This is a genomic window from Actinokineospora cianjurensis, from assembly GCF_003663795.1.
Classification (GTDB): domain Bacteria; phylum Actinomycetota; class Actinomycetes; order Mycobacteriales; family Pseudonocardiaceae; genus Actinokineospora; species Actinokineospora terrae.
In genome coordinates this window covers 2,949,291-2,971,921 of sequence record NZ_RCDD01000001.1, presented here as the reverse complement: position 1 = coordinate 2,971,921, position 22,631 = coordinate 2,949,291, and the positions used below count along the sequence as shown (strand labels likewise).

Annotated in this window: 17 protein-coding genes; 7 read left to right on the top strand and 10 right to left on the bottom strand. The window is 72.3% G+C overall.

Annotation, left to right across the window (positions count from 1 at the left end; translation table 11 throughout):
- Window positions 1-15: 15 nt before the first annotated feature.
- Window positions 16-1,035 carry an aminotransferase class V-fold PLP-dependent enzyme gene (locus CLV68_RS13240; protein WP_121390619.1) on the bottom strand — a complete coding sequence of 340 codons (1,020 nt, stop codon included), beginning with the start codon at window positions 1,033-1,035 and terminating at the stop codon, window positions 16-18.
- 24 nt (window positions 1,036-1,059) lie between these two features.
- Here CLV68_RS13240 and CLV68_RS13235 point away from each other — a divergent pair, with 24 nt between their 5' ends.
- On the top strand, window positions 1,060-1,470 hold the full coding sequence (locus CLV68_RS13235; RefSeq protein WP_121391168.1) for a YjbQ family protein: 411 nt from the start codon (window positions 1,060-1,062) through the stop codon (window positions 1,468-1,470).
- Here the strand turns inward: CLV68_RS13235 and CLV68_RS13230 are convergent.
- Window positions 1,445-2,401 carry an ABC transporter permease gene (locus CLV68_RS13230; RefSeq protein WP_342772769.1) on the bottom strand — a complete coding sequence of 319 codons (957 nt, stop codon included), beginning with the start codon at window positions 2,399-2,401 and terminating at the stop codon, window positions 1,445-1,447. The two genes, CLV68_RS13235 and CLV68_RS13230, sit on opposite strands and share 26 nt — an antisense overlap.
- A gap of 123 nt (window positions 2,402-2,524) precedes the next feature.
- Between CLV68_RS13230 and CLV68_RS33875 the strand changes: the two genes are divergently transcribed.
- From CLV68_RS33875 to CLV68_RS13205, 5 genes are all read left to right on the top strand, one after another.
- The gene (locus CLV68_RS33875; protein ID WP_170224266.1) at window positions 2,525-3,232 is read left to right on the top strand and encodes a DUF8017 domain-containing protein; all 708 of its coding nucleotides are present in this window, start codon (window positions 2,525-2,527) and stop codon (window positions 3,230-3,232) included.
- Window positions 3,233-3,262: 30 nt separating this feature from the next.
- The gene (locus CLV68_RS13220) at window positions 3,263-4,048 is read left to right on the top strand and encodes a DUF8017 domain-containing protein (protein ID WP_121390617.1); all 786 of its coding nucleotides are present in this window, start codon (window positions 3,263-3,265) and stop codon (window positions 4,046-4,048) included.
- A gap of 60 nt (window positions 4,049-4,108) precedes the next feature.
- Window positions 4,109-4,846: an HAD family hydrolase gene (locus CLV68_RS13215; protein WP_121390616.1), complete on the top strand. Its 738-nt coding sequence runs from the start codon at window positions 4,109-4,111 to the stop codon at window positions 4,844-4,846.
- On the top strand, window positions 4,843-5,724 hold the full coding sequence (locus CLV68_RS13210; protein ID WP_121390615.1) for a DUF8017 domain-containing protein: 882 nt from the start codon (window positions 4,843-4,845) through the stop codon (window positions 5,722-5,724). The genes CLV68_RS13215 and CLV68_RS13210 overlap by 4 nt, the downstream gene beginning before the upstream one ends.
- A gap of 141 nt (window positions 5,725-5,865) precedes the next feature.
- Complete coding sequence (locus CLV68_RS13205; RefSeq protein ID WP_147459975.1) at window positions 5,866-8,373, top strand: hypothetical protein; 2,508 nt, start codon at window positions 5,866-5,868, stop codon at window positions 8,371-8,373.
- Window positions 8,374-8,392: 19 nt separating this feature from the next.
- On the opposite strand, the gene CLV68_RS13200 is transcribed toward CLV68_RS13205, so the two are convergent.
- The 4 genes from CLV68_RS13200 to mtnA all read right to left on the bottom strand — a co-directional run bounded on the left by CLV68_RS13200 (window position 8,393) and on the right by mtnA (window position 17,085).
- Window positions 8,393-13,186 carry a hypothetical protein gene (locus CLV68_RS13200; RefSeq protein ID WP_121390613.1) on the bottom strand — a complete coding sequence of 1,598 codons (4,794 nt, stop codon included), beginning with the start codon at window positions 13,184-13,186 and terminating at the stop codon, window positions 8,393-8,395.
- A complete protein-coding gene (locus CLV68_RS13195) occupies window positions 13,183-14,025 on the bottom strand; it encodes a DUF4132 domain-containing protein (protein ID WP_121390612.1) in 843 nt (280 codons plus the stop codon). Before CLV68_RS13195 ends, CLV68_RS13200 begins: the two co-directional genes overlap by 4 nt.
- A 234-nt stretch (window positions 14,026-14,259) precedes the next feature.
- A complete protein-coding gene (locus CLV68_RS13190) occupies window positions 14,260-16,005 on the bottom strand; it encodes a proline--tRNA ligase (protein WP_121390611.1) in 1,746 nt (581 codons plus the stop codon).
- Window positions 16,006-16,074: 69 nt separating this feature from the next.
- A complete protein-coding gene (gene mtnA / locus CLV68_RS13185; protein ID WP_121390610.1) occupies window positions 16,075-17,085 on the bottom strand; it encodes an S-methyl-5-thioribose-1-phosphate isomerase in 1,011 nt (336 codons plus the stop codon).
- Here mtnA and CLV68_RS13180 point away from each other — a divergent pair.
- The gene (locus tag CLV68_RS13180) at window positions 17,078-17,443 is read left to right on the top strand and encodes a VOC family protein (protein ID WP_121391167.1); all 366 of its coding nucleotides are present in this window, start codon (window positions 17,078-17,080) and stop codon (window positions 17,441-17,443) included. The two genes, mtnA and CLV68_RS13180, sit on opposite strands and share 8 nt — an antisense overlap.
- Before the next feature lie 4 nt (window positions 17,444-17,447).
- Here CLV68_RS13180 and CLV68_RS13175 read toward each other — a convergent pair whose 3' ends face one another.
- The 4 genes from CLV68_RS13175 to CLV68_RS13160 all read right to left on the bottom strand — a co-directional run bounded on the left by CLV68_RS13175 (window position 17,448) and on the right by CLV68_RS13160 (window position 22,218).
- A complete protein-coding gene (locus CLV68_RS13175) occupies window positions 17,448-18,644 on the bottom strand; it encodes an RNA polymerase sigma factor (RefSeq protein ID WP_121390609.1) in 1,197 nt (398 codons plus the stop codon).
- Window positions 18,641-18,994, bottom strand: coding sequence for a YciI family protein (locus tag CLV68_RS13170; protein ID WP_121390608.1), 354 nt, complete (start codon window positions 18,992-18,994; stop codon window positions 18,641-18,643). Before CLV68_RS13170 ends, CLV68_RS13175 begins: the two co-directional genes overlap by 4 nt.
- A 184-nt stretch (window positions 18,995-19,178) precedes the next feature.
- Window positions 19,179-21,044 (bottom strand): DEAD/DEAH box helicase, encoded by a 1,866-nt coding sequence (locus CLV68_RS13165; RefSeq protein WP_425454831.1) that lies wholly within the window; start codon window positions 21,042-21,044, stop codon window positions 19,179-19,181.
- Between the two features lie 232 nt (window positions 21,045-21,276).
- Complete coding sequence (locus tag CLV68_RS13160) at window positions 21,277-22,218, bottom strand: serine protein kinase RIO (RefSeq protein ID WP_170224265.1); 942 nt, start codon at window positions 22,216-22,218, stop codon at window positions 21,277-21,279.
- Window positions 22,219-22,631: the final 413 nt, after the last annotated feature.

Below are 22,631 nucleotides of genomic sequence, written 5' to 3'. Positions count from 1 at the left end.
GCCCTGGCCGGGGGGTCACCGCCGCACCGCCTTGACGGCCAGATCGACGTCCTCGACCGTGTTGTACAGGTGGAACGCCAGCCGGGCCCGGCCCGCGCGGGTGGCGAAACGGATGCCCGCGGCGGTGAGGTGTTCCGCGGCGTCGGGCAGGTCGAGTGACACGATCGCGGAACCTGCGGGCGGTAGGTCGAAGCGGGCGCGTATGTCGTCGGCGAGACCGACCACGTGGTCGTGCACGGCCTGGATGTCGAGGGCCACGAGCCAGGGCAGCGCGGCGGCGGCGCCGACCTGGGAGAACCAGGCCGGGCCGAGGTCGTAGGCGCGTGCGTCGTCCGCTAGGCGCAAGGGCATCCCGTAGACGGTGTTCCAGGGGTTGTCGCCCGCGAACCACCCTGCGACGACCGGGTGGGTCCACTCGCGGGCGTGGGGGCGCACGGCGAGCCAGGCGGCGCCGCGCGGGGACAGCAGCCACTTGTAGCCCGCGCCGACGACCCAGTCGACCCAGGTCAGGTCCATCGGGAGCCAGCCGAGGGCCTGGGTGACGTCGAGCAGGACGCGGGTGCCCGCGGCGCGCAGGCCGGGCAGGTCGGCGACTGCCCCGTCGGCGGACTGCACGGCGCTCACGGCGACGAGGTCGAAGCCGGGGGCGCGGTCGACGAGCTCGGCCGGGTCGACCTCGGTGACGGTGACGCCGCGGTGGGCCTGGGCGGCGAAGGGGAAGGTCACGCTGGTGAACTCGCCGCGGACGGTGAGCACGCGGGTCCCGTCGGGCACGGCGGCGGCGACGGAGGCGACGAGTTGGGAGACCGCGGTACCGATCGCGACCTCGGTGGGGTCGGCGCCGACCAGGGCGGCCCAGGCGGCGCGGGCGGTGGCGATGTCGGGGTCGAACGCCGGGGCGTTGTCCAGGCCCTCCGCCCACCGCCGGACCGCGGCGGCCACGGCGCCTGCGACCCGGGCAGGGGGAACGCCGATGCTCGCCGAGTTGAGGTAGCCGGGGGTGATTTCGAACCGCTCGCCGAAGGCTGTGCGCACGACTTCGACAGTACGGTGGTCGACGTGTACAGCGAGGAGTTCGAGATCAGGACCGGCACCTCCGAGGTCGTCCACGACCTGACCGGCAGGTGCGGTCAGTTCCTGGCCGACACGGGCGCGGTCGACGGCCTGCTGCACGTGTGGGTCCCCCACGCCACCGCGGGCGTCGCCATCCTGGAGACCGGCGCGGGCAGCGACACCGACCTGCTGGCCGCCCTGCGCGCGATCCTCCCGCCCGACTTCCCCTGGCGGCACCGCCACGGCACCCCCGGCCACGGCCGCGACCACGTGCTGCCCGCCCTCGTCCCGCCGTACGCCAGCATCCCGGTCCTCAGTGGACAGATGACCCTCGGCACCTGGCAGTCGGTGTGCCTGGTCGACACCAATGTGGACAACCCGGTCCGCAAGGTCAGGCTGAGCTATCTGCCGGGCTGACCACCTTCACCCGGCTCGGCAGCCCAACGGCGACCAACCCGACGACGGCAAGGCCACCGAGCACAGCTAGCCCCAACGCGACATCGGGCGCACTAGAGGTGCCCTGCAATAGGCTCCGCAACCCTTCCGCGGCGAACCGAAACGGCGTCCACGACCACAAGAGCGCGCGGTAGGCCGGGTTGAGCATCTCCGGAACCTGTCCCGCGACAGCGGGAGCGATGAGGTAGAGCGGCCCGAGGATCGCCATCGCCTTGATGCCCAGGTAGCGCAAGAGAGCCCCTTGCACAGCAGCGAAAGCAAACGCGATGAGCAAGAGGTAGCCCAAGACGGACGCGTTCAGAGGCAGCGTGGAGTCCCATAGGGCGAAGAAGCCCGCGACCACAGCGACACCGGTAACGCTGACGCCCGCGATTAGGACAAGACGCTGAGTTGGAGTCGCGCGGAGGCCGGACCTCGCGCCGAGCACGACCAGTCCGGCGCCTGCGACGAGTCCTGCGATCCACAGCAGCGCGGACGCGGCCAACGGCGCCGTTCGACCGGCCGCGCTCGCCGGAGCGATCATCTCGACCCGCGCCTGGCCGCCCAGTGCCGCCGCCGCACCGGCGAGCACCTGTTGCGCCACCTGCGTTCCCTGCGGGTTCACGGCACCGGAGAGCACGATCGTGGCCCCCGACCCGCCCAGTTCGAGCACGCCGTAGACCGCCTTGTCCGCCAACGCCGCGCGGGCACCAGCCGGGGTGTCGACCCGCCAGGCGACGGCATCGCCCCCGTGCGCGGCGATCTTCTCGGCGGCGGGCCGCAGCGCGTCGGGGGCCGCGATGGCGAGCGGGACGCGGTCGGGGCGGTCACTGGCCTGGGTGCCGAAGGTGAGCAGGCCGAGGACCGCGGCGACCGCCGCCCCCACGACCGCGAGCAGTGCGAACAGGCGCATCGGGACCTCCATTCATCGACTGTTGAATTCCACGCCGAGGGTAGCTCCGCCGCGTCCTCGAAGTCAACGTGCGTTGAAATTGGCCGTGGCCGGTGGGCCGGGTGGCTGGACTACGGTCATGGGGTGCGCAACCAGCGGGTGGCGATCGCGGGGCTCTCGCTTGCGGTGGTTGGGGTGGTGTTGGGGGCGGTCGTGCTGGTGGGGGCGGGCGAGGACGAGTCGGGGGCGCCGCGGGTGACCGCCGTGCCGTTGACCAGGACCAGGGCCGCGTCGCCCGCGTCGCCGAGTCGGGCCGGGTGGCAGGTGGTGGACGACGCCGATACCGGGCTGCGGTACGAGGTGCCGTCGGAGTGGGCGCTGGCGCCGGACAGCGAGACGCTGGAGTCCTCGTCCGGCACGGTGCTCGGGCACCTCACCGACTTCGGCACCTACCTGTGCCAGGGCGCCGAGTACGGGCGCGCCTTCTCCGGCAGCGGGCGGGTCGACGGCGACCCGGCCGAGGTGGCGACCGAGGTGGCCGCGGCGATCGCGGCCGACCAGTACAGCGACGGCAGCCAGACCGCGAAGGTGACGCTGTCCCGTCCGACGCCGGTGGTGCGCGACGGCGCGCGCGGGACCGTGATCAGGGCGGAGGCCGAGGTCATGGCCGACGCGGTCGCCGACAGGTGCGCCAGCACGCGGGGCGTGGTGACGGTGGTCGCGCTGGCGACGTCGGTCGGCACGGCGGTGGTGGTGCTGGGGGCCGACACCGACGACCGGGGTCCCGCCGTGCCGCTCGCCGATCCCGACGCCCTGCGGGGCATCACCGACAGTGTCCGGCCCCGCGGCTAGCCCGGGGCCCGCAGGCTACTGTCAGCGGTCGTGACGTATCCCGGTGGTGACTACCAGGGCCTGGGCTTCTACCCGGGTCCACCGCGGCGGGACCGGCGGCTGCTCGTGATCATCGCGTCGGTGGCGGCGATCGTGCTGGTCGTGGGTGCCGTGGTGGCGATCATCCTGCTGCAGGGACCAGCCTCGACGCCTGCCGCGCCCACCAGCAGCACCGGGCCCACCACCACGACCACCGGTTCGGCCGCGAAGACCACGACAACCACCAAGCAGGCCGGGCAGAAGGTCGAGAACGACACCGCGAAGCTGTCCTACGTCGTGCCGGACTCGTGGACGCCGATCGACAGCGCCACCCCGATCACCCTCAAGGCACTGCCCGGGGTGTCGATCGACCACCTCGTCGGGCTGACCGAGTACCAGTGCGGCGGCAAGTCCTACAGCCGCGGCGTGGTCGGCGGCGGCAAGGTCGCCAGGGGCGAGCTGAACCAGCGGGCCACCGAGATCGCCCAGGCATTCGGCAAGCAGCTCTACACCGGCGGCTCCGGCGTCGAGGTCGTCCCCGGCACCCCGGAACCGGTCACGGCCGTGACCGAGGCGGGCACCGAGCTCAAGGGCGTCCGCGTCACCGCCGCGATCACCAGCACCGGCGACGCCTGCCTGGCTGGCAAGGGCGAGTTGGTGATCGTCCTGCTCGACGACGGCACCGACCTGCGCCTCCTGCTGGTCAACGGCGACACCGAGGGCGGCCCCGCCACCCCGCCGCCCGCCAGGTCCGCGGACCTGGCCACCATCGCCGCCAGCATCCGCCCCCTGGGCTGAGCCCGTCCCACCCCGCTGTCGGCCCTGCTGGGGAGTGCGCGGTCGTGCCACCATGGCCGGGTGAGCGAGAAGCGGATCCTGGTCCTGTGGGACGTCGACCAAACACTCGTCGACTACAGCGGTACCGGGCGGGAGTGGTACGGGCAGGCGTTGACGACGGTGGCGGGCGTGGAGTTGGCGCACGTGCCCGCGTTCCCGGGGCGCACGGAGCGGTCGATCACCGTGGAGTTGTTGGAGGCGCACGGGGTCGAGTGGACCGAGGAGCACGTCGAGCGGATGTTCGCCGAGCTGATCTCCATCGCGACCGCGGCAAGGCCGCACCTGACCTCGCTCGGCAGGGCGTTGCCCGGGGCGCCGCAGGTGCTGGCCGCGTTGGCCGGGCGGCCGGAGGTGGTCCAGTCGCTGGTGACCGGGAACCTGGTGGAGCTGGCGGACTGCAAGCTGGCCGCGTTCGACCTGCTGCCGCACGTGGACCTGGAGGTCGGCGGGTACGGCTCGGTGTCGACCGACCGGCACGAGCTGGTCGCGGCGGCGCGGCGGGCGGCGGAGGCCAAGTACGGCACCACGTTCGACCCGCGGTCGATCGTCGTCATCGGCGACACCCCGCACGACGTCGCCGCGGCGCAGCACCACGGCGCGGTGGCGGTGGCGGTCGCGACCGGGCGGCACTCGGTGGCCGAGCTGGTGGCCTGCGGGGCGGACGTGGTGCTGACCGACCTGTCCGACACCGAGGCCGTCGTGGCCTGCCTGCTGCGCACTGCGCCGGGAGACGGTGACCAACTACCGTCTGGCGCATGAGCGATCCCGGCGGCCCGTACTACCAGGTGGACCCGTTGACCGGCAGGCCGGTGGCCTACCAGGGGTTCGGGATGTACCCGCCGCCGCCCCCGCCACGGCGTAACCGGACTCCGTTGATCGTGACGCTCGCGGTGGCCTTGGCTCTGGCAGTTGGCGCTGTCGTGACCGTTGTCGTCTTGCAGTCGGGTGACGCCGATCCGGTCGCGGTGCCGCAGTCCACGACAGCCGAACCGACGCTGGGCACTACCTCCCCGTGGACACCGTCGACCACTCAACGGCGCACAACGACGTCCCCGATGCCGAGCGACGCGCGGGTCCCGTCGAGCATCCCCGGTTGGCAGGGAGTCCTGTCACCGAGGGAGAAAGCGGGCTACGACGTGCCGAAGGAGTGGAAGGTCGAGACCCCGGGCACCGTCGTGGGCTTCAGCGACAACGACGACAACCCGTCCGCGATCATGCACGGCACTAGCACCTACAAACCTGAGGCTTGCCCGAACTCACGCGGCTCTTATCGCGGCCACACCGGTTTCGTCACCGCGGGAGCAGCGGAACCGGAACGCGCCGCGGTCAACGGCGCCCGCCTCTTCGCCGACGCCGCCGCCCTCAACCCGGACGACACAAGAGCCCCCGTCAGCACTACCCCACCGGTCCCGGTCAAGGTCGCCAACGGCACCATCGACGCCGTCATGGCCACCGCCACAGTCACCGTCACCCACCCCGGCGAGTGCCCCTCCCCCACTGTCCTGTTCACCTCGGTCGCCTTCAAGAACGGCACCTCCACGGTCCTGTTCATGATGTACCTCGACCAAGGCGTCCCCGACGCCCTCCCGGCGGACGTCGCCGCGCAGATCATCACCACCATCCGCCCGATGGGCTAGCCGCGCCGTAACGGACTGCCCCAGCCCCGCGAAGGTACATCGTACGGTTCGATGGCGGGACGGAGTTCGGTGACAACGGCGGCACGCACTCGCACGGGGTCCACACGGGATCGGTGGCACGACGACCTCTACACCGACGTCGTGGCCGAGGCGATCGACAAGCACGAGATCAGCGGCAAGCTCACCGCGGTCCCCGGCATCGATGCCGACTTCCTCCGGCGCCGGTGCGCCAAGGAGAAGGACCGGCTGCTGGCCGACCTGTCCGACGACGTGCCCGCTTTCGACCTGGCGGCGTCCCGCGAGCACCAGCTGTCGAACCGGACGCTCGTCGCCAAGGCCACGCGGGCGGTGCTCACCACGCCGGTGCTGCACCGGCTGCTCGCGCTGTCCGGCCTGCTGTCGTTCGTGCTCGCCTTCCTCTTCTACCGCCCAGGCCCACTGGACGCCCACCCCCACACCATCATGCTGCTGGCCTCGGCGGCCTTGGTGGCGGTCGGTGTCGTCGTCACCCGCGTGCCGGACCTGGCCGCCAGGGTGGCCCCCCGGTGGCACGAGGAAGCCGTCGCGGGCCTGCACGCGGTGGCGGTGCTGCTGTTCCTCTCCGCCATCGTGTGGATCGCCCCGGTGCGGCAGTCGAGTGGCAAGCCCGGGGCGGACCAGCCGGGGACATTCCTGTCGATCGCGGGGATCTGCGCGCTGTTCTTCCTGTGTGCGTTCATCCGGGTCAGCAGGGAGAACAAGGGCGAGCTGACCACGAACCCCCGGGTGCCGTTCATCATCCTGCTCGGGGCCCTGCTGCCGCTGGTGATCACCGTGCTGCGGGCGCGCGGGGACAACGGGATCGCCCAGGGGCAACCGCAGTGGTTCTTCGTGGCCATCGGCGCCACCCTGCTCGCCCTCGTCATGGTGATCACCCTGTGCGGGCTCGGCGCGCAGCCCGCACAGGTGTTGCTGAGCGCGGACGCCGCCACCAAGGCCCGGGTCCGGCGCAGGCTGCGCGACGAGGCCGTGCTGCCGCTGTTGCGCGAGGAGATCAACGGCATGCAGCCGTCCTTCGAGACCACCATCGAGGTCACCGAGGCGCCGGGGTTGAGCCAGCTGTCCGACCCGATGTACAAGGTGCCGACCAGGGCGGCCGGGCAGATCGCGGACCTGTTCGACACCATGCCCGGCGGCAGCATCGGGCTGGCCGGGTCCCGTGGCGCAGGCAAGTCGACGGTGATCGAGGCGGAGTGCGAGCGAGCGCCGGACACCCTGGCGACCATGGTGTCGGCACCTGTCGAGTACTCGGGGCGGGAGTTCCTGCTGCACCTCTACGCGAAGGTCTGCCTGGAGGTGCTCGGCCCGGCGGTGGACTCGGCGCACGGGCCGGACGTCGTGGGGACCCTGGGCAGGCGGTCGCGGCGGTGGGTGACGGGGGTGTACGGGGCCGTGGCCCTCGTGGCGGGCGGGATCCTGATCCTGCTCGACACCATCGGCGCCAAGGTGCCCGCGCAGTCGGGGTGGGGTGTGGCGCTGGTCGTCCTGGCGATGGGGCTGTTCTCGCAGGTGGTGTTCCGGCGGGACCCGGCCCGGGTGCCGTCGTCAGGGGTGGTGCCGCTGGTGGAGTTGGCGGCGGCGCGGTTGGAGGAGATCCGGTTCCAGCAGTCGTTCACGGCCACCTGGAGCAGCGCGGTCAAGGCGCCGGTGGGGGTGGAGGGGACGTTCGGGGGTGGGCGGGGCCTGACCAGGCAGCAGATGCACCTGCCGGAGATCGTGGACTCGTTGCGGGCGTTCCTGGAGCGGGCGGCGCGCGAGCGGCAGCGGGTGGTGATCGGGATCGACGAGTTGGACAAGATGCGGTCCGAGGCGGCGGCCGAGCAGTTGCTCAACGAGATCAAGGGCGTGTTCGGGGTGCGCGGCTGCTACTTCCTGGTGTCGGTGTCGGAGGACGCGATGAGCTCGTTCGAGCGCCGCGGGCTGCCGTTCCGGGACGTGTTCGACAGCACCTTCGACGAGATCGTCTGGTTCGAGCCGCTGACCCCGGCCGAGGCGGTGGCCACCATCGACCGGCGGGTGCTGCTGATGCCGGTGCCGTTCAAGCACCTGTGCTACACGCTGTCCGGCGGTCTCCCGCGGGACCTGATCCGGACCGCGCGCAAGGTCGTCGACGCGCAGGAGCCGACCGGGCCGACCGACCTGTCCACGATCGCCGGGAAGCTGGTCACCCAGGACGTCGCCCGCAAGGCGCACGCCATCGCGATCGCCGCGCGCAAGCTCGACCACGAACCGCAGATCGGCCTGTTCCTGCTGGAGTGCGCCGGGCTGCGCGAGTCGGCCGCGTCGGCCGGGCAGTTGCGGCGGCGGATCAAGGAGATGGCGCCGTCCGCGGTCGGGCAGGGGCCGCTGGCCAGGCTCGTCGAGGAGCTGACCTGCTACCTGTACTACGCCGCGACCGTCCTGGAGTTCTTCGACACGACCGCCGGGCCGCGGCCGTGGACGGCCGGGCCACCGGACGCCCCCGGAGACCTGGCGCGGCTGGCCAGGGCCCGGGAGGCGTTCGCGGTGAGCACCAGGGTGGCGTGGGAGTCGATCTCCCGCTTCCGCACGGCGTGGGCGATGGAGCCGGACCCGTACCCGGCCGCCGTCACCATCCCCTCGCCCCGCTAGCCCCTCCCCCCGCTGGGGATCAGCCGCGCCTGGCGGTGTCGAGGTCCTCGTAGCCGGGTGCGTCGCCTGCCAGGACCCTGTTCCAGGCGCGGGTGAACAGGTCGGCGGTGGGTTCGCGGACGATGATCACCGGCGGTGGTGAGTCGGTGAACCCGTACATCGGGGTCTTCCACGCCTCCAGGGGCAGATGCGGGGTGGACAGGGCGAGCCAGCCGCCGGGGAGGAACAGGGAACGGCCCGCTCTGGCGCGTTTCGCGGTGAGGACCAGGTCGGTCTCGGCCAACGCGGCGCGCGCTTTGCGTAACCGGGTCGGTTTCCAGCCCGTCCAGCGGGCGACGTTCGCGTCGGTCGGGTCCGGTAACGCCAACAGTTGCAGGTAGAGCGTGGCCGTGTCTTCGTCGATGGCGTGCTTAGCGGCTACCTCCGACACCAGGTGCGGAACCGACACCGTGGGGTCTTGGAAGTAGACCTGCGGATCGAACCCGGCGGGGAGTTCGGCCGCACAGGCCGCGGTAAGACCATCGCAGGCGAGGAGGTCGAGCACAGGGAGGTAGCCGGAATGCGCGATCTCCATGGCGGCCACGAGCATGTCCCGGTCGTGCGGGCCGAGCAACCCCGGCCAGACGAACAACGAGTAGTCGTCGCCGTCGTAGTGCACGTCGAGCCACTCGCGGACGCGGACCGAACCGACCTCTGTGGACGGTTCGGCGCCGATCAACCCACGGATCTCCTGCGCGCTGAGCCACTCGCCGAGCGAGAGACCGAAACCAGGGTGAGCGACGCGCTGCCGGGCCAGTGCCAACGTCTCCGAGAGGGCCGCGCGGTGCGGTGAGCCTGCCGGGAGCCGTTGGGCCAGCCAGGCCAGGACACGGGCGACCGTCAGCAGGTTCGAATCGCTGAAGCCGCCGCTGTCCTTGGACACCAGCCTTCCCTCGACCAACCGCATGTGCGCGTCGGTGTGCAGCCACGGGGTGGCGGCCGGGTTCAGCGCCGCGGTGACGTGCTCGGTGGCGCGCGAGTACGGGAGCCGGGCCGTCGCGTCGACGAGCAGGGCATCGTCGATCGGGCGCATCGCGCCGAACTCGTCGGTCCACACCGCGGCCACAGCGACCGCGTCCGGGCCGGTGGTCCACAGGTCTTCCGGCTCTCCCGGGACCCCGGCGGCGAACACCGCGCGGCGGAACTGGTTCCCGAGGCCGCGCATGCGTTCGCGCGCGGCCTTCGCGCCCACCGCGGACAGCCCGAGCACGGCGCGGTCCTCGGTGCTGATGAACCCCGCGCCCCACCGGAAGACGCCGGGCATGCCCGCGAGCAGGTATGTGGCCTCCGCCGTGCCGAGACCGGTGCGTTCGACCAGGGTCGCCACCACCTCGGGCCGCCACGGGTACGGGCCGCGCTCGCCGAGCAGGTCGAGGAACCGGGTGATCCAGCCGCGGTCGAGCGGGCCGAACTCCTCGGCGCTGTCGACCGCCCAGCCCGCGGGCAGGGCGAACCCGCCCCGGGTGAACTGGAGGCCGGTCGCGGTGCCGCCGGGGCTGAAGGAGCTGGTGTAGCTGACGGCGACGAACCCGTCCGGTGTCGGGTGGACCCGGTGCCGGTGCGCGGTCTGGTCCTCTGGCACCTCGGCCACCACGCGGCGCCACTGGCCGGGGCTGTCGAGGATGCCGCTGTCGGCGATCCACCGCAGCATCTGGGCCAGGGAGTCGCGTTCGGACGACGGCGTCACCGGCGAGGCGGCACGCAGAGCCAGCGCGCCCAGGTGCGGCACAAGGTCGACCCACTCGACATTGGTGCACTCCGGGAGTTCTTGCGCTACCTGCACGGGTTGTTGTGAGACCGCGTGTAGTGCCGCCATGAGCGCAGGCAGGGCTGTGGGCCCGGTGCCCGCGGCGTCGCTGCGGTTGCGGCGGCCCCAGTCGAGCGCGACGACCACCTCGTTCTCGGTGACCTGCGTACCGGTGTCGCCCCGCTCCCCCGCCAGCGCCCGCGCGGCCTCGGCGATCCCGTCGAAGTCGCCGCGGAAGATCACCAGTCCTGCCGCCCGGCGGACCACGGAGATCACCCCGGCCAGCAGACCGGGGTGGCTGATCCCGGGGAGCGCCGCTCGGACGGCCGTGATCAGCTCGTCGGTCCCGCCGCGCAACAGCGCGGCGTAGCGGGCGTGGTTGGACTTCTCGTCGTCCCACTCCTTGAGGTCGCCGTCCCACTTCTCCGCCGTGAGCTCGGCGACGGCCGCGGCGAGCATGGTCTCGACCGCGTCCGCCGTGACCGCGCGCAGGGCGGCGGACCCGACCTCGTCCCGCGGGCGCAGCAAGTGCCACCACCGCGGCGGGACCACCAGGGGCGTGCCCGCGGCGTAGGTGGGGTTGTGGTTGCCGCGCTGCACGGTCGCGACGGGGGCGCCGTCCGCGTCGAGGAGCGTGATGTCGGACCCGTCCTCGCTGACGGTCAGCCTGGTGCCGGGCAGGTCGAGGAGCCCGGACACGGGAACGGTCGCGGTGACGGTGCGGCCGTCGACGCCCTCGCCGGTCCAGGTGCCGTCGGCCTCTTGGCGGACGCGCCACCCGTGCAAGCCACCGGCGGCGCCCAGCGGGCTGCCCTCGGTGGCCGGGGTCGCCGGGCGCAGGTCGCAGCGGACGAGGTCGAGCCGCGCGCCACCCACGGCGAAGTCGTCGAGGAACGCGGGTGGGGTCGAGCGGCCCGCGGTACCGGTGACCGGATCGATCTGGCGCCAGGTGTCGTCGCTGTCGCTGCCCGCCCACACCCCGATGCCGTCGCTGTAGGCGCGGGTCGGCTGCGGGATCGCGGTGTCGCCGCGGTGGACGACCCGCTTGCCGGTGAACCTGCCGCCGCCCGGTAGGGCTACCGATGCCTTGACCTCGGACAGGTCGTAGACGTCGAAGGCACCCGTGGCGATGTGCTTCGCGGGGTTGTCGCTCCAGTACGCGAGCTGCCCCTTCGGGCCGTACCACTGCACCAGCAGCGCACCGTCGTGCCAGGACGCGGCCGTCCAGTCGTACCACTTGTGCCTGTCGGCGGCGGGGATGATCGCGGTGTGCTCGGCGAGCAGCCCATCCGGCCCCACCACGACGACGGACTGGTCACGGCCGACGACGAGCGCGGGCCAGCCCTCGCCGCGGAACCCGACCTCGCCCGCCTTGGCGCCGAACCCGGCGACGGCCTCGTCCAGGGCGGGCCAGCCCAGCTCGTCGACCAGGCCCGCGCGCAGCGTCCGCACCGTCGCGGCGGTGACATCAGCACCGGCGACCGCCGCGGCGGCGGCCGGGACGTCGGCGAAGGCGTCGGCGACCCGGAGCAGACCCAGCTCGGCGAGGTTCTCGGCCAGCGCGGGCACCGTCCGGCCGAGGTCCGCGGTGTGCGTGGTGATCCAGTCGCGCAGGGCGTGGCGCAGGCCGGGCACGGCCATGACCTGCCGAACGGTCTCGGGCTTGGCGATGTCGTCGCTGTCGGACCCGCTGTAGAAGTGCGAGGTGACGGCCTCGCCCAGCTTGGCGCCCCGCGCGGAGGCGGCGAACGCGGTGAGGTCGCGGCGGCCCGCGCCGGTGTCGGCGAGCCAGTCGGACAGGTCGATCCACTCGGCGGCGGTCTCGACCTGGACGTCGTTGGCGAGCAGCAGGTCGATCAGGTCGACCTCGACCTCGCGCCACCGGCCTGCCAGCCGGACCTGCTCCCCGTCGGCCAGCAACCGGTCGACCATGGCCTCGGCGACGGTGAGCAGGGCGGCCGAGCGGCCGACGAAACCCCAGCCCGCGGACCTGGTGGCGGCGACAGCGCCCAGCCACGCGGCCGGGGTGGTCGACACGGCCGGGTCGGGCGGGCCGGTGAGCGCGGTGGTGGCGCCGCACTCGGTCAGCAGGTCGATCCACTGGTCCACTGTGGACTTCTGCTGCGGGACGAACGCCAGCAGACGGGCGCGTACGGCCACGTCGCTCTTGGCGAGGGTGATGAGCGCGTCGCGGTAGGACTTCCAGAACCCGCCTGTGGCGCGGGAGATGGACGCGGCTTGGAGGACGTCGCGCAGGACTCGCTCGTCCTCGGCGCGCGCGTCGAGCTTCGCGGACTTGGCCAGGCGGCGTAGGTCTTCGGGCATCCCAGCGTGCGGAGGTAGTCCTGCCCTGACCCGTTCAACGCACAGGGTGCGGAACCGCTCGTAGGCATCTTCGGCGGTGTAGCGGCGGGCGAGGTCCTTGGCGTAAGCGGTCAACGCCTTGGCGGGCAGCGCACCGGCGAACGCGAACTCCAGGAAGACAGCGCGCACGCGTTCCGGGTCGACGGCGAGGTCGTGGACCTGTTCGGCCTCTCGCGCCTTGCCGAACATGGTCGCCGCGTAGCTGGTGTTGCCGTGCTTGAAGAAGATCCTGGCTGCCTCTTCGTAGAAGGTCGGCAGGAAGTGCGGTGCTGAACGGCCCAGCATCGCTGCCAGGTCGGTGAAGCCTTCCTTGGCCGCGCCCGCCTTCGACTTCGCCACCCGGTCCAGGCGCTCGATGTCCTTGACCAACGCCAGCGCATGCCGCGCGTTGCCGGGGTCGTGGATCAGCGCCCACGCGGGGAACCCCAACGCGGCACGCCTCGCCACGCCCACGGGTTCGGTGCTCGTCGGCGCCGCGAAGCCCAGGTACTCGGCGGTCAGGTCCTCGGCCACGCCCAGCACCTCCGGCGCGAGCCGCACGACAACGCGGTCCTCCAGCGCCGGGTGCTCGTAGTGGCGGGCAACAAGAACGTCACGGTCGTCACCCGTGCCCGCACCCGTGCCGGGGAGAACGGCCCCGGCGGCGAGCAGGTCGGCGCTCATTCGGCCGCCTCCTCGACCGCGCGGCCCGCGTGGACGGCCGAGGCCATCCGCATCCCCTCGGACCAGGCGACCGGCCCAACCTCGGCCAGCGGCACGGTGGTGCCATCCGGGCGGGTCCACCAGAGATCGCCGGTCCACGCCTCGCTCTCCGGGTACTGGTCGGCGCCGACCCAGTAGCGCGCTTGCAGTGTCGCCCCGCCCTCGAACACCGCGCAGAGGGCCTCGCCGCCGCGCACCGGGTAGCCGAGGGTGCGGCACCGGGCGAGCACGTGGTTGATCTGCTCGAACCTGGCGCCGGAGAAGTCGGCCACGGTGGTGCCCGGGGGCAGCTCGGCCGGGCGCGCGAACGTCTGCCGGAACAGCTGCTGCACCCGCTGCTCCACCCCGAGCTCCGCGGCGAACTCCCGCAACTCGTCGAGGTCGTCGAGCAACACCGGGTGCGGAACGGCGACCGTCTCCGGCCGAACCCAGACGGTGTCGCCGTCCAAGGTCACCAGCCCGACACCCCGCTCGGGATCGGCGTCCCGGATGAACCCGACCTCACCGGCGTCGACCACGAGATCGCGCACCACCGACCGCCACGCGCTGTCCGCCCACACCTGCCCGAGCAGCACCGTCGGCACCGGCAGCGACTTCGCCAGCCACCCGTCCACAGTGGAAAGACACTCGGCGTCGTGCCGGTCGAGCCACTCGACCAACTGCCGCAGCCGCACCACCGCGTCGTCTTCCTTCAGCGCGGCCGGAACCGCCCCCAACACCTTCCCCTTGGCGTTGCGGCACTGCACCCGCCCGCCGTGCACCCGAACCTCGTACCCACCGGAAGCCCCAACCCACCCCACGCGCCCACCCCTACCCTCAGACCCACCAACGCCGCCACCCTAGCGACCCGCCCCGACACTGTGCGCCCATCCATCCACACCCCTCCCAAGTGGACCCCGCATATCCGGGCGCCGACGACAGTCACCCGTGGAACACGCCGCCGAAGATCCAGGTGTGGATAACTTCTGTCCGTGGACCGGGTGAAAGGAAGATGGCCGCCCCCCGCAGGGGACGGCCACCCGAGAAGCCACAGATCAGCTGGTCAGACCCACGACATGGGCCACGACCGAGTCCACCGCGATCTCCGTGCGGTCGCCCGTGGCGCGGTCCTTCACCTCGACGACCCCGTTGGCCAACCCGCGGCCGATCACGACGATCGTCGGGACACCGATCAGCTCGGCGTCCTTGAACTTGACGCCGGGGGAGGCGGGGCGGTCGTCCAGCAGGACGTCGACGCCGCGCGCGTGCAGGTCGGTCGCGAGCTTCTCGCCCGCTTCCAGCAGCGTCGCGTCCTTGCCCGCGACGACCACGTGCACGTCGGCAGGCGACACCTGGCGGGGCCAGACGAGGCCGGACGAGTCGAAGGTCTGCTCGGCGATGACGGCGACCAGGCGGGAGACGCCGATGCCGTAGGAGCCCATGGTGATGGTGATGGGCTTGGAGTCGGCGCCGAGGGCGGACAGGCCCAGGGCGTCGGAGTACTTGCGGCCGAGCTGGAACACGTGGCCGATCTCGATACCCCTGGCGGCGACGAGGGTGCCGGTGCCGTCGGGGGCGGGGTCGCCCTCGCGGACCTCGGCGGCCTCGATGGTGCCGTCCGGGGTGAAGTCGCGGCCCGCGACCAGGTCGACGACGTGGTGGTCGGCCTGGTCGGCGCCGGTGACCCAGGCGGTGCCGGTGACCACGCGCGGGTCGACCAGGTACCTGACCTTGTTCTCGAGCAGCGCGCGCGGGCCGATGTAGCCCTTGACCAGGAACGGGTTCTTGGCGAAGTCCGCCTCCTCCAGCACCTGGAACTCGGCGGGCGACAGCGCCGCCTCCAGCCGCTTCGGGTCGACCTCGCGGTCGCCGGGGACGCCGACCGCGAGCAGGTCCCACTCGGTGGCGCCGGGCAGGCGGACCTTGAACAGGACGTTCTTCAGCGTGTCGGCCGCGGTGAAGGTCCGGCCGAGGTCGGCGCCGTTGAGGAACTCGACCAGCGTGTCGATGGTGGGCGTGCCCGGCGTGTGGTGCGCGCGAGCCTCGGGCAGACCGTCCAGCTCACGCGCGGGGGGCGCCGGGGTCACCACGGCCTCGACGTTGGCCGCGTAGTCCGAGCCGGTGCTGCGGACGAAGGTGTCCTCACCGATCGGCACCTCGGCGAGGAACTCCTCCGAGGCCGAGCCGCCCATGGCGCCGGAGGTGGCCTTGACGATCACGTAGCGCAGGTTGAGCCGGTCGAAGATGCGCACGTAGGTGGCGCGGTGCGCGGCATAGCTCTCGACCAGGCCCTCGTCGGTGAGGTCGAACGAGTACGAGTCCTTCATCAGGAACTCGCGGCCGCGCAGGATCCCCGCGCGGGGACGCGCCTCGTCGCGGTACTTGTTCTGGATCTGGTAGAGCGAGAGGGGATAGTCCTTGTAAGAGGCGTACTCGCCCTTCACGGTGAGCGCGAACAGCTCCTCGTGCGTGGGACCGAGCAGGTAGTCGTTGCCCTTGCGGTCCTTGAGGCGGAACAGGTTGGGGCCGTACTCGGTCCACCGGTTGGTCGCCTCGTAGGGCTCGCGGGGCAGCAGCGCGGGGAACTGGATCTCCTGCGCCCCCATCGCGTCCATCTCCTCGCGCACGATCGCCTCGACCTTGCGCAGCACCCGCAGACCGAGCGGCAGCCAGGAGTAGACGCCGGGGGCGACCCGGCGGACGTACCCGGCGCGGACCAGCAGCTTGTGGCTGGGCACCTCCGCGTCGGCCGGGTCCTCGCGCAGGGTGCGCAGGAACAACGTCGACATCCTGGTGATCACGGTAATGCTCCTCGTGTCGGGCGGGTGCCCATAGAGCGTAGTGACCTGCCGCTGGTCAGCGCATCGGGGTTACGCGGGCTCGATGACGCGCTCCTCGGTGACGATTGCGGTGACCAGGTCGGCGGGGGTGACGTCGAAGGCGTAGTTCAGCGCCCGCGTCCCCTCAGGCGCGGTGCGCACTCCCCCGAACCCGGTGACCTCCTCCTCCGACCGCACCTCGATCGTGATCGCGGAACCGTCTGGGGTGGCCTCGTCCACGGTGGACTCCGGTGCGGCGACAACGAACGGGATACCGGCGCGCGCGGCCGCCAACGCCAGCGGGTACGTGCCGATCTTGTTGACAACGTCACCATTCGCGGCGATCCGGTCAGCTCCTACGACGACGGCGTGCACAAGACCGTTCGCGATGACCGACGGCCCGGCAGAGTCGACGACGAGCGTGTGCTCGACACCCATCTCGGCCAGTTCCCAGGTCGTGATCCGCGCCCCTTGCAGCAAGGGCCGGGTCTCATCGGCGTAAACGTGCCCGAGCCTGTCCCGCGCGTGTAGTGACCGCAGCACACCGAGAGCGGTCCCCCACTCGACACACGCGAGCGCGCCCGCGTTGCAGTGCGTGTGCGCGTTGATCCGGCCCGGTACCCGGGCGGTGAGCCAGTCGGCGCCGCGCTCGGCGAGTGTCCGGTTGAGCCGGACGTCGTCCTCCAGCACGGTGATCGCCTCGACCACGGCCTCGGGGATGCCGAGCGAGAGCTTGGCCAGCACCCGGTCGACGCCCCAGGCGAGGTTCACCGCGGTCGGGCGAGCCGCCCGGATCTCGGCCGCGGCCGCTACCGGGTCCGTTGTGGACAACGCGGCCAACGCGACCCCCAGTGCCCCGGCCACACCGAGCGCGGGGGCGCCGCGCACGGCCAGGGTGCGGATCGCGGTCACGAGTTCGGAAACAGTGCGTAGCTCGCGGGTGACGACTTCGTGGGGAAGCCGGGTCTGGTCGACGATGACGATGTGGTCGGACTGCCAGTCGATGGTGCGCACGGGTCCATGATTGTCGGTCCCGGCGGTTACCGTGCGAGGTATGACCATTGGTATCGCAGGTGTGACCATCGATTGCGCCGATCCGCGCACGCTAGCCGCCTTCTGGACCCAGGCACTGGGCTTCGAGGTGGCCCAGGACTTCGGCGGCGAGTTCATCTTCCTCGGCCCGCCGGGCGCCCGCCAGGGCGAGGCCGTCTTCGTGGGCCTGCAGCGGGTCCCTGAGGAGCGCGCGGGCAAGAACCGCGTCCACCTGGACTTCACCACAGCGGACCGCGGCGCCGAGGTGGCGCGGCTGGTGGACCTGGGCGCGGTCGAGGTCGGGGCGCACGACGTGCCCGGGCTGTCGTGGACTGTCCTGCGGGACCCGGAGGGCAACGAGTTCTGCGTGGGGTCGAACAACGGCTGACCTCTCACAACCCGGACAGTCCGGCAGCGCGCACCGTGAGGTGGCGGCGTTCCACCGCACTGGTGGCGCGCTTGGCCGCCTCGCGGTAGTCCGCGCGCGCCGCCTCGGTGTCGCCCGCCAGGTCCAGCAGGTGCGCCCGGGTCGCGTAGAGCCGGTGGTTGCGGGTCATCCGCTTGTCGGCGGTGAGGGTCGCCAGCAGTGCGAGCCCGGCCTCGGGTCCCGAGGTCATCCCGACGGCGACCGCGCGGTTGAGGGTGACGACCGGGCTGGGCGCGACCCGGTCGAGCAGCTGGTAGAGGCCCGCGATCTGCGGCCAGTCGGTGTCGGCGGCGGTCGCCGCCTCGCTGTGCACCGCCGCGATCGCGGCCTGGAGCTGGTAGGGCCCGATCCGGCCCGCGGTCAACGCCCCGGTGATGAGGTCGACCCCCTCGGTGATCGCCGCGCGGTCCCACAGCGACCGGTCCTGCTCGGCGAGCGGCACGAGCGCGCCCGCCCGCAGCCGGGCCGGGCGGTGCGAGTCGGTGAGCAGCATCAGCGCGAGCAGACCAGCGACCTCGGTGTCGTCGGGCAGCAGCGCGCGCAGCCACCGGGTCAGCCGGATCGCCTCGTCCGACAGCGCGGTCGCGGTGAGGTCGGTGCCGTCGGTGCTGGTGTGGCCCTCGGTGAACACCAGGTACAGCACGTGCAGCACCGCGTCGAGCCGGTCCGGGCCCGCCGCGCCGAGGCCGACGTCGCGGACGGTCTGCCTGGCCCGGCTGATCCGCTGCGCCATGGTGGCCTCCGGGACCAGGAACGCCGCGGCGATCTGCGCGGTGCTCAGGCCGCCGACGGCGCGCAGGGTGAGCGCGATCCGCGAGGACGGGCTCAGCTCCGGGTGGCAGCAGAGGAACAGCAGCTCCAGGGAGTCGTCGTAGGCCGCGTGGTCGACCTGGACCGGGGTCCGCGCGACGAGGTCCTGCTCCTCACGGCGCCTGCGGGACGCGTCGGCGCGCAAGTGGTCGACCAGCCTTCGCGAGGCGACGGTCACCAGCCAGGCGCGCGGGTTGTCGGGGACCCCCTCGGCGGGCCACTGGGTCGCGGCGGCCACCAGCGCCTCCTGCACGGCGTCCTCCGCGCCGTCGACCCAGCCGTTGCGGCGCACGAGAGCCGCGAGGACCTGCGGCGCGAGCACGCGCAGCAGGTCCTCGGCGACCTCGCTCACGGCGACTCGTGCAGGATGGGCCACACCTCGACCGGGCTCTCGTCGGCCCACGGCATGTCCGCGGCGATCTGCTCGGCCCGCTCCTGCCCGTCCACGTCGAGCAGGTAGAAGCTGGCGATGTACTCCTTGGTCTCCAGGTAGGGACCGTCGGTGACCGCGGGGGCACCGCCTTCGCGCCGCACCAGCCGGGCCAGCACGGCGTCGGAGAGGCCGTAGGCGCCGAGCAGCTCACCGCTGTCGCGGTAGCGGGTGTTGAACGCCTCCTGCTTGGCGAGGGCCGCTGGCCACTCGTCAGCCGGGATCGCGTCCCACTTCTCCTGGTTGCCGTAGATGAGCAGCAGGTACTTCATGCCGGTTCTCCTCTCCCGGTGCGGGCCGCCGTGGCCCACCGTCACCCTGGAGTCGGAGCCGGGCGGGCGAGCTCTACACCCACCGCCGAACATTCTTCCCGGCTCGGGAGCGGCTTGTCCTGGCGTCCACAATGGAGAAAGGCCCGCCCCCAGGGGGACGGGCCTTTCCTACTGCCTAATCGGCTCAGCCGCGGCGGTCGTCGCGCCAGTTGCGGGAAGCACCGGAAGTGCTCGTGCGGGCAGCGCCGTCACGGGACGGGTACTCGCGGTTGCGGTCGGTGTTCTCGCGGGGGGCGCGGTCCCTGGAGTCGCGGGCGTCGCCGCGGTCGCGGAAGCCGCCACTGTCGCGGGTGCCCGCGCCTGCACCACCGCGGTAGCCCTCACGGGCGCCGGTGCTGCTGCTGTTGCCGCGGTAGCCGCCTTCGCGGGGCGCGCGGTCGCCGCGGTAGCCGCCCTCGCGGGGCGCGCTGTCGCGGTAGCCGCCCTCACGCGGGGCGCGGTTGTCGCCGCCCGCGAAGTCGCGGGTGCGGTGGTCGCGGCTGGGCTCACGCCGGTCGTCGCGCGGGTGACCCTCGCGGCGCTCGCCGCCCCGGCCGGTGGTGGCGCGGCTCTCGCGGGGGCCGCGGCCCTCGAAGCCACCGGTGCGGCGGCGGAACTCGCCACCGGCGCGGCGCGCGGTGTGACCCGCGCGGGGGGCGCGGACCGGCATCGGCTTCTCGATGACCGGCTCACCGCTGGGCACGCGGGCGCCGGTGATGCGGATCAGGTCCGCGTCGCCGGGCCGGACCTTGGTGTGCTCGGGCTTCACGCCCGCCCGGTCGGTCAACCGGACCACGGTGCGGCGCTGGTCGTGGGTCACCACGGTGACCACGGTGCCCGCCTCACCGGCGCGCGCGGTGCGACCGGCGCGGTGCAGGTAGTCCTTGGGGTCCGCGGGCGGGTCGACGTGCACGACCAGGCTGACGCCGTCGACGTGGATGCCGCGGGCGGCGACGTCGGTGGCGACCAGGACCGGCATGTCACCGTCGCGGAACTGGCTGAGCACCCGGTTGCGGGCACCCTGGGTCTTGCCGCCGTGCAGCGCGCCCGCGCGGACACCGACCGAGCGCAGCTTGTCGGCGAGCCGGTCGACGTGGTGCTTGGTGCGCACGAACATGATGGTGCGGCCGTCGCGGGCCGCCATCTCGGTGATGACGTCGGCCTTGTCCTGCTTGGACACCAGGAGCATGTGGTGCTCCATGGTGGACACGCTGGCGGTGGAGCTGTCGACCGAGTGCGTCACCGGGTTGCTCAGGTAGCGGCGCACCAGCTGGTCGACGTCACCGTCGAGGGTCGCGGAGAACAGCAGCACCTGGCCGTCGCGGTTGGTCAGGTCGAGGATCTCGCGGACCTGCGGCAGGAAGCCCATGTCGGCCATCTGGTCGGCCTCGTCGATGGCGCTGAACTGCACCGAGTCCAGCACGCAGGTGCCCTGCCGGACGTGGTCGGAGAGCCGACCGGGGGTGGCGATGAGCAGGTCGACGCCGCGGCGCAGCGCCTCGGCCTGCCGCGGGAAGGACATGCCGCCGACCGCGGTGCGGCACCACAGGCCCAGCGAGCGGGCCAGCGGGGTGAGCGCGTCGCTGACCTGGAGCGCGAGCTCACGGGTCGGCACGAGCACCAGGGCGCGGGGGCGCAGCGGCTTGGCCTCGCCGCCGTCGAGCCTGGCCAGCAGCGCGAGGCCGAAGGCGAGGGTCTTGCCGGAGCCGGTCTGGGCCCGGCCGAGCACGTCGCGGCCCGCCAGCGCGTCGGGGATCGTGGCGGTCTGGATCGGGAACGGCTGGTTGATACCGGCCTCGGTGAGCGCCCGCAGCAGCGGCGCGGGCAGGCCCAGGTCGGCGAAGGTGACGCCGGTGGGCTCGAAGCGCCCCTTGCCGCTGGCGCGGTGGCGCGGCTTGCGGCCATCGCCTTCCGCGGTGTCGGCGGAGTCGATCGCGTCGGTGTCGACGGTGGTGTCGAGTTCGGCGTCGAGCTCGAGGAGGGCGTTCGTGGGCAGGGCAGAGTCGAGCAAGGGAGTCCTCTCCGGACGATGGCACGTCTCGGGAGGCTCCGCCCTCTTCTCAGGAGGCCGGCAGGCTATCGCACGGACGAGCCCGGCGCGTGTGTCACGCCGTCGGGTGGGTGTAGGCACCGGCTGTCGTTTCACCGGAGCCTCTGGTCGGCTCCGCTCACGGTGCGCTGCCCACTCTACCCGACGGCGTGACGTTCCCCCGCACGGCGGGAGCGGGATCACGTGTCGCGGGTCAGCCGAGCCCCGCGACGTCGAGCAGGTGGGCGGTCAGCACACCCGGGTCGACGAGCTGCTCGGACAGCCCCCGACCTGCGAACCACCGGCTGATGTTGGCCACGTCGCGGGCCAGGAACTCGGCCCCGGCCGGGTTCGCGACGAGGTCGACCACCTGCGGCAGATCAATCACCATCAGGTGACCGTCGTGGACCAGGACGTTGTACGCGGACAGGTCGCCGTGGGTCAGCCGGTGGACCGCGAACAGCTCCAGCGCGGCGACCATCTGCTCCCAGAGGTCACGCAACTGCTCCGGCTCCGGCCTGCTCTGGGCGAGCCGGGGCGCGCCCTGCCGGTCACCGTCGGCCAGGAACTCCAGCAGCAACTCGGTGCCGTCGCGCTGCACCGGGTAGGGCACGGGCGCCCCGACCGACCACAGCCGCGACAGCGCGGCGAACTCCGCCACCGCCCACTGCTCGGCGATCAGGTTGCGCCCGAACACCGTCCGGTTGGCGATCGCCCTGCTCTCCCGGGACCGGCGCATGCGCCTGCCCTCGAGGTAGCCGGAGTCGCGGTGGAACAACCGGTGCTCGCCGCTGCGGTACCGCTTCGCCGCCAACAGGCAGCTCTCACCGCCGGGAACCGCGCGCTCGATGACGAACACATCGGCTTCCTTGCCGGTCTTGAGCACCCCGAGCTCGGAATCAGCCGCGGCGTCACTGGTGACGAGCCAGTCGGGCCTGGGGTGGGGGCCCTGCTCGCTGTCGGCCCACGTGGACCAGCGATCGGCACCGTCAGGCAACTCGAGCTCGGCGGTGTACGCGTCCTCGCGGACCCGGGACAGCCGGAGCTTCTCGGCCTCGGTCAGCCTGCCTGCGCGCTGGGGCTGGGGCTCATCGTCGAACCTGCGCCGCCGCATCCGGCTGGACTGGGGGGCGTCGTCGAAATCGTGCTCTCGCACTGGGTGGGACTCCTCGGTTGGAAGGATGCCCCACCACCGCGTCTTACCGCGGCCCCGGCAGGGCGGGTGGACGGGACAGCGCCACATCCACAACGACGGTCGTCGACATCACGGCACCTCCCTTGATCTCCACCGGCTGCTTCACCACCGGCCTCACGGGGCATAGCTTGTCCGGGCGCGTTCGGGGGCGCAACCGAATTAACGGGCGGGTTTGTTTTTGCTGGCCGGAGGCCGTTTCGAGGCTGCTCGGGCGCTGGGCGCTGGCTCCGGATGTTCACCCGGTCCAGCGACAGAAGTTATCCACATGTGGATCTTCGGGCGCCTGTTTCAAGATCCTTTGTCGGGGGGTGCCGATAGACTGGCACTGGGACGCCCCCCGGTGTGGGTGGGGGCTGGGCAGGGTCGGGACCGCG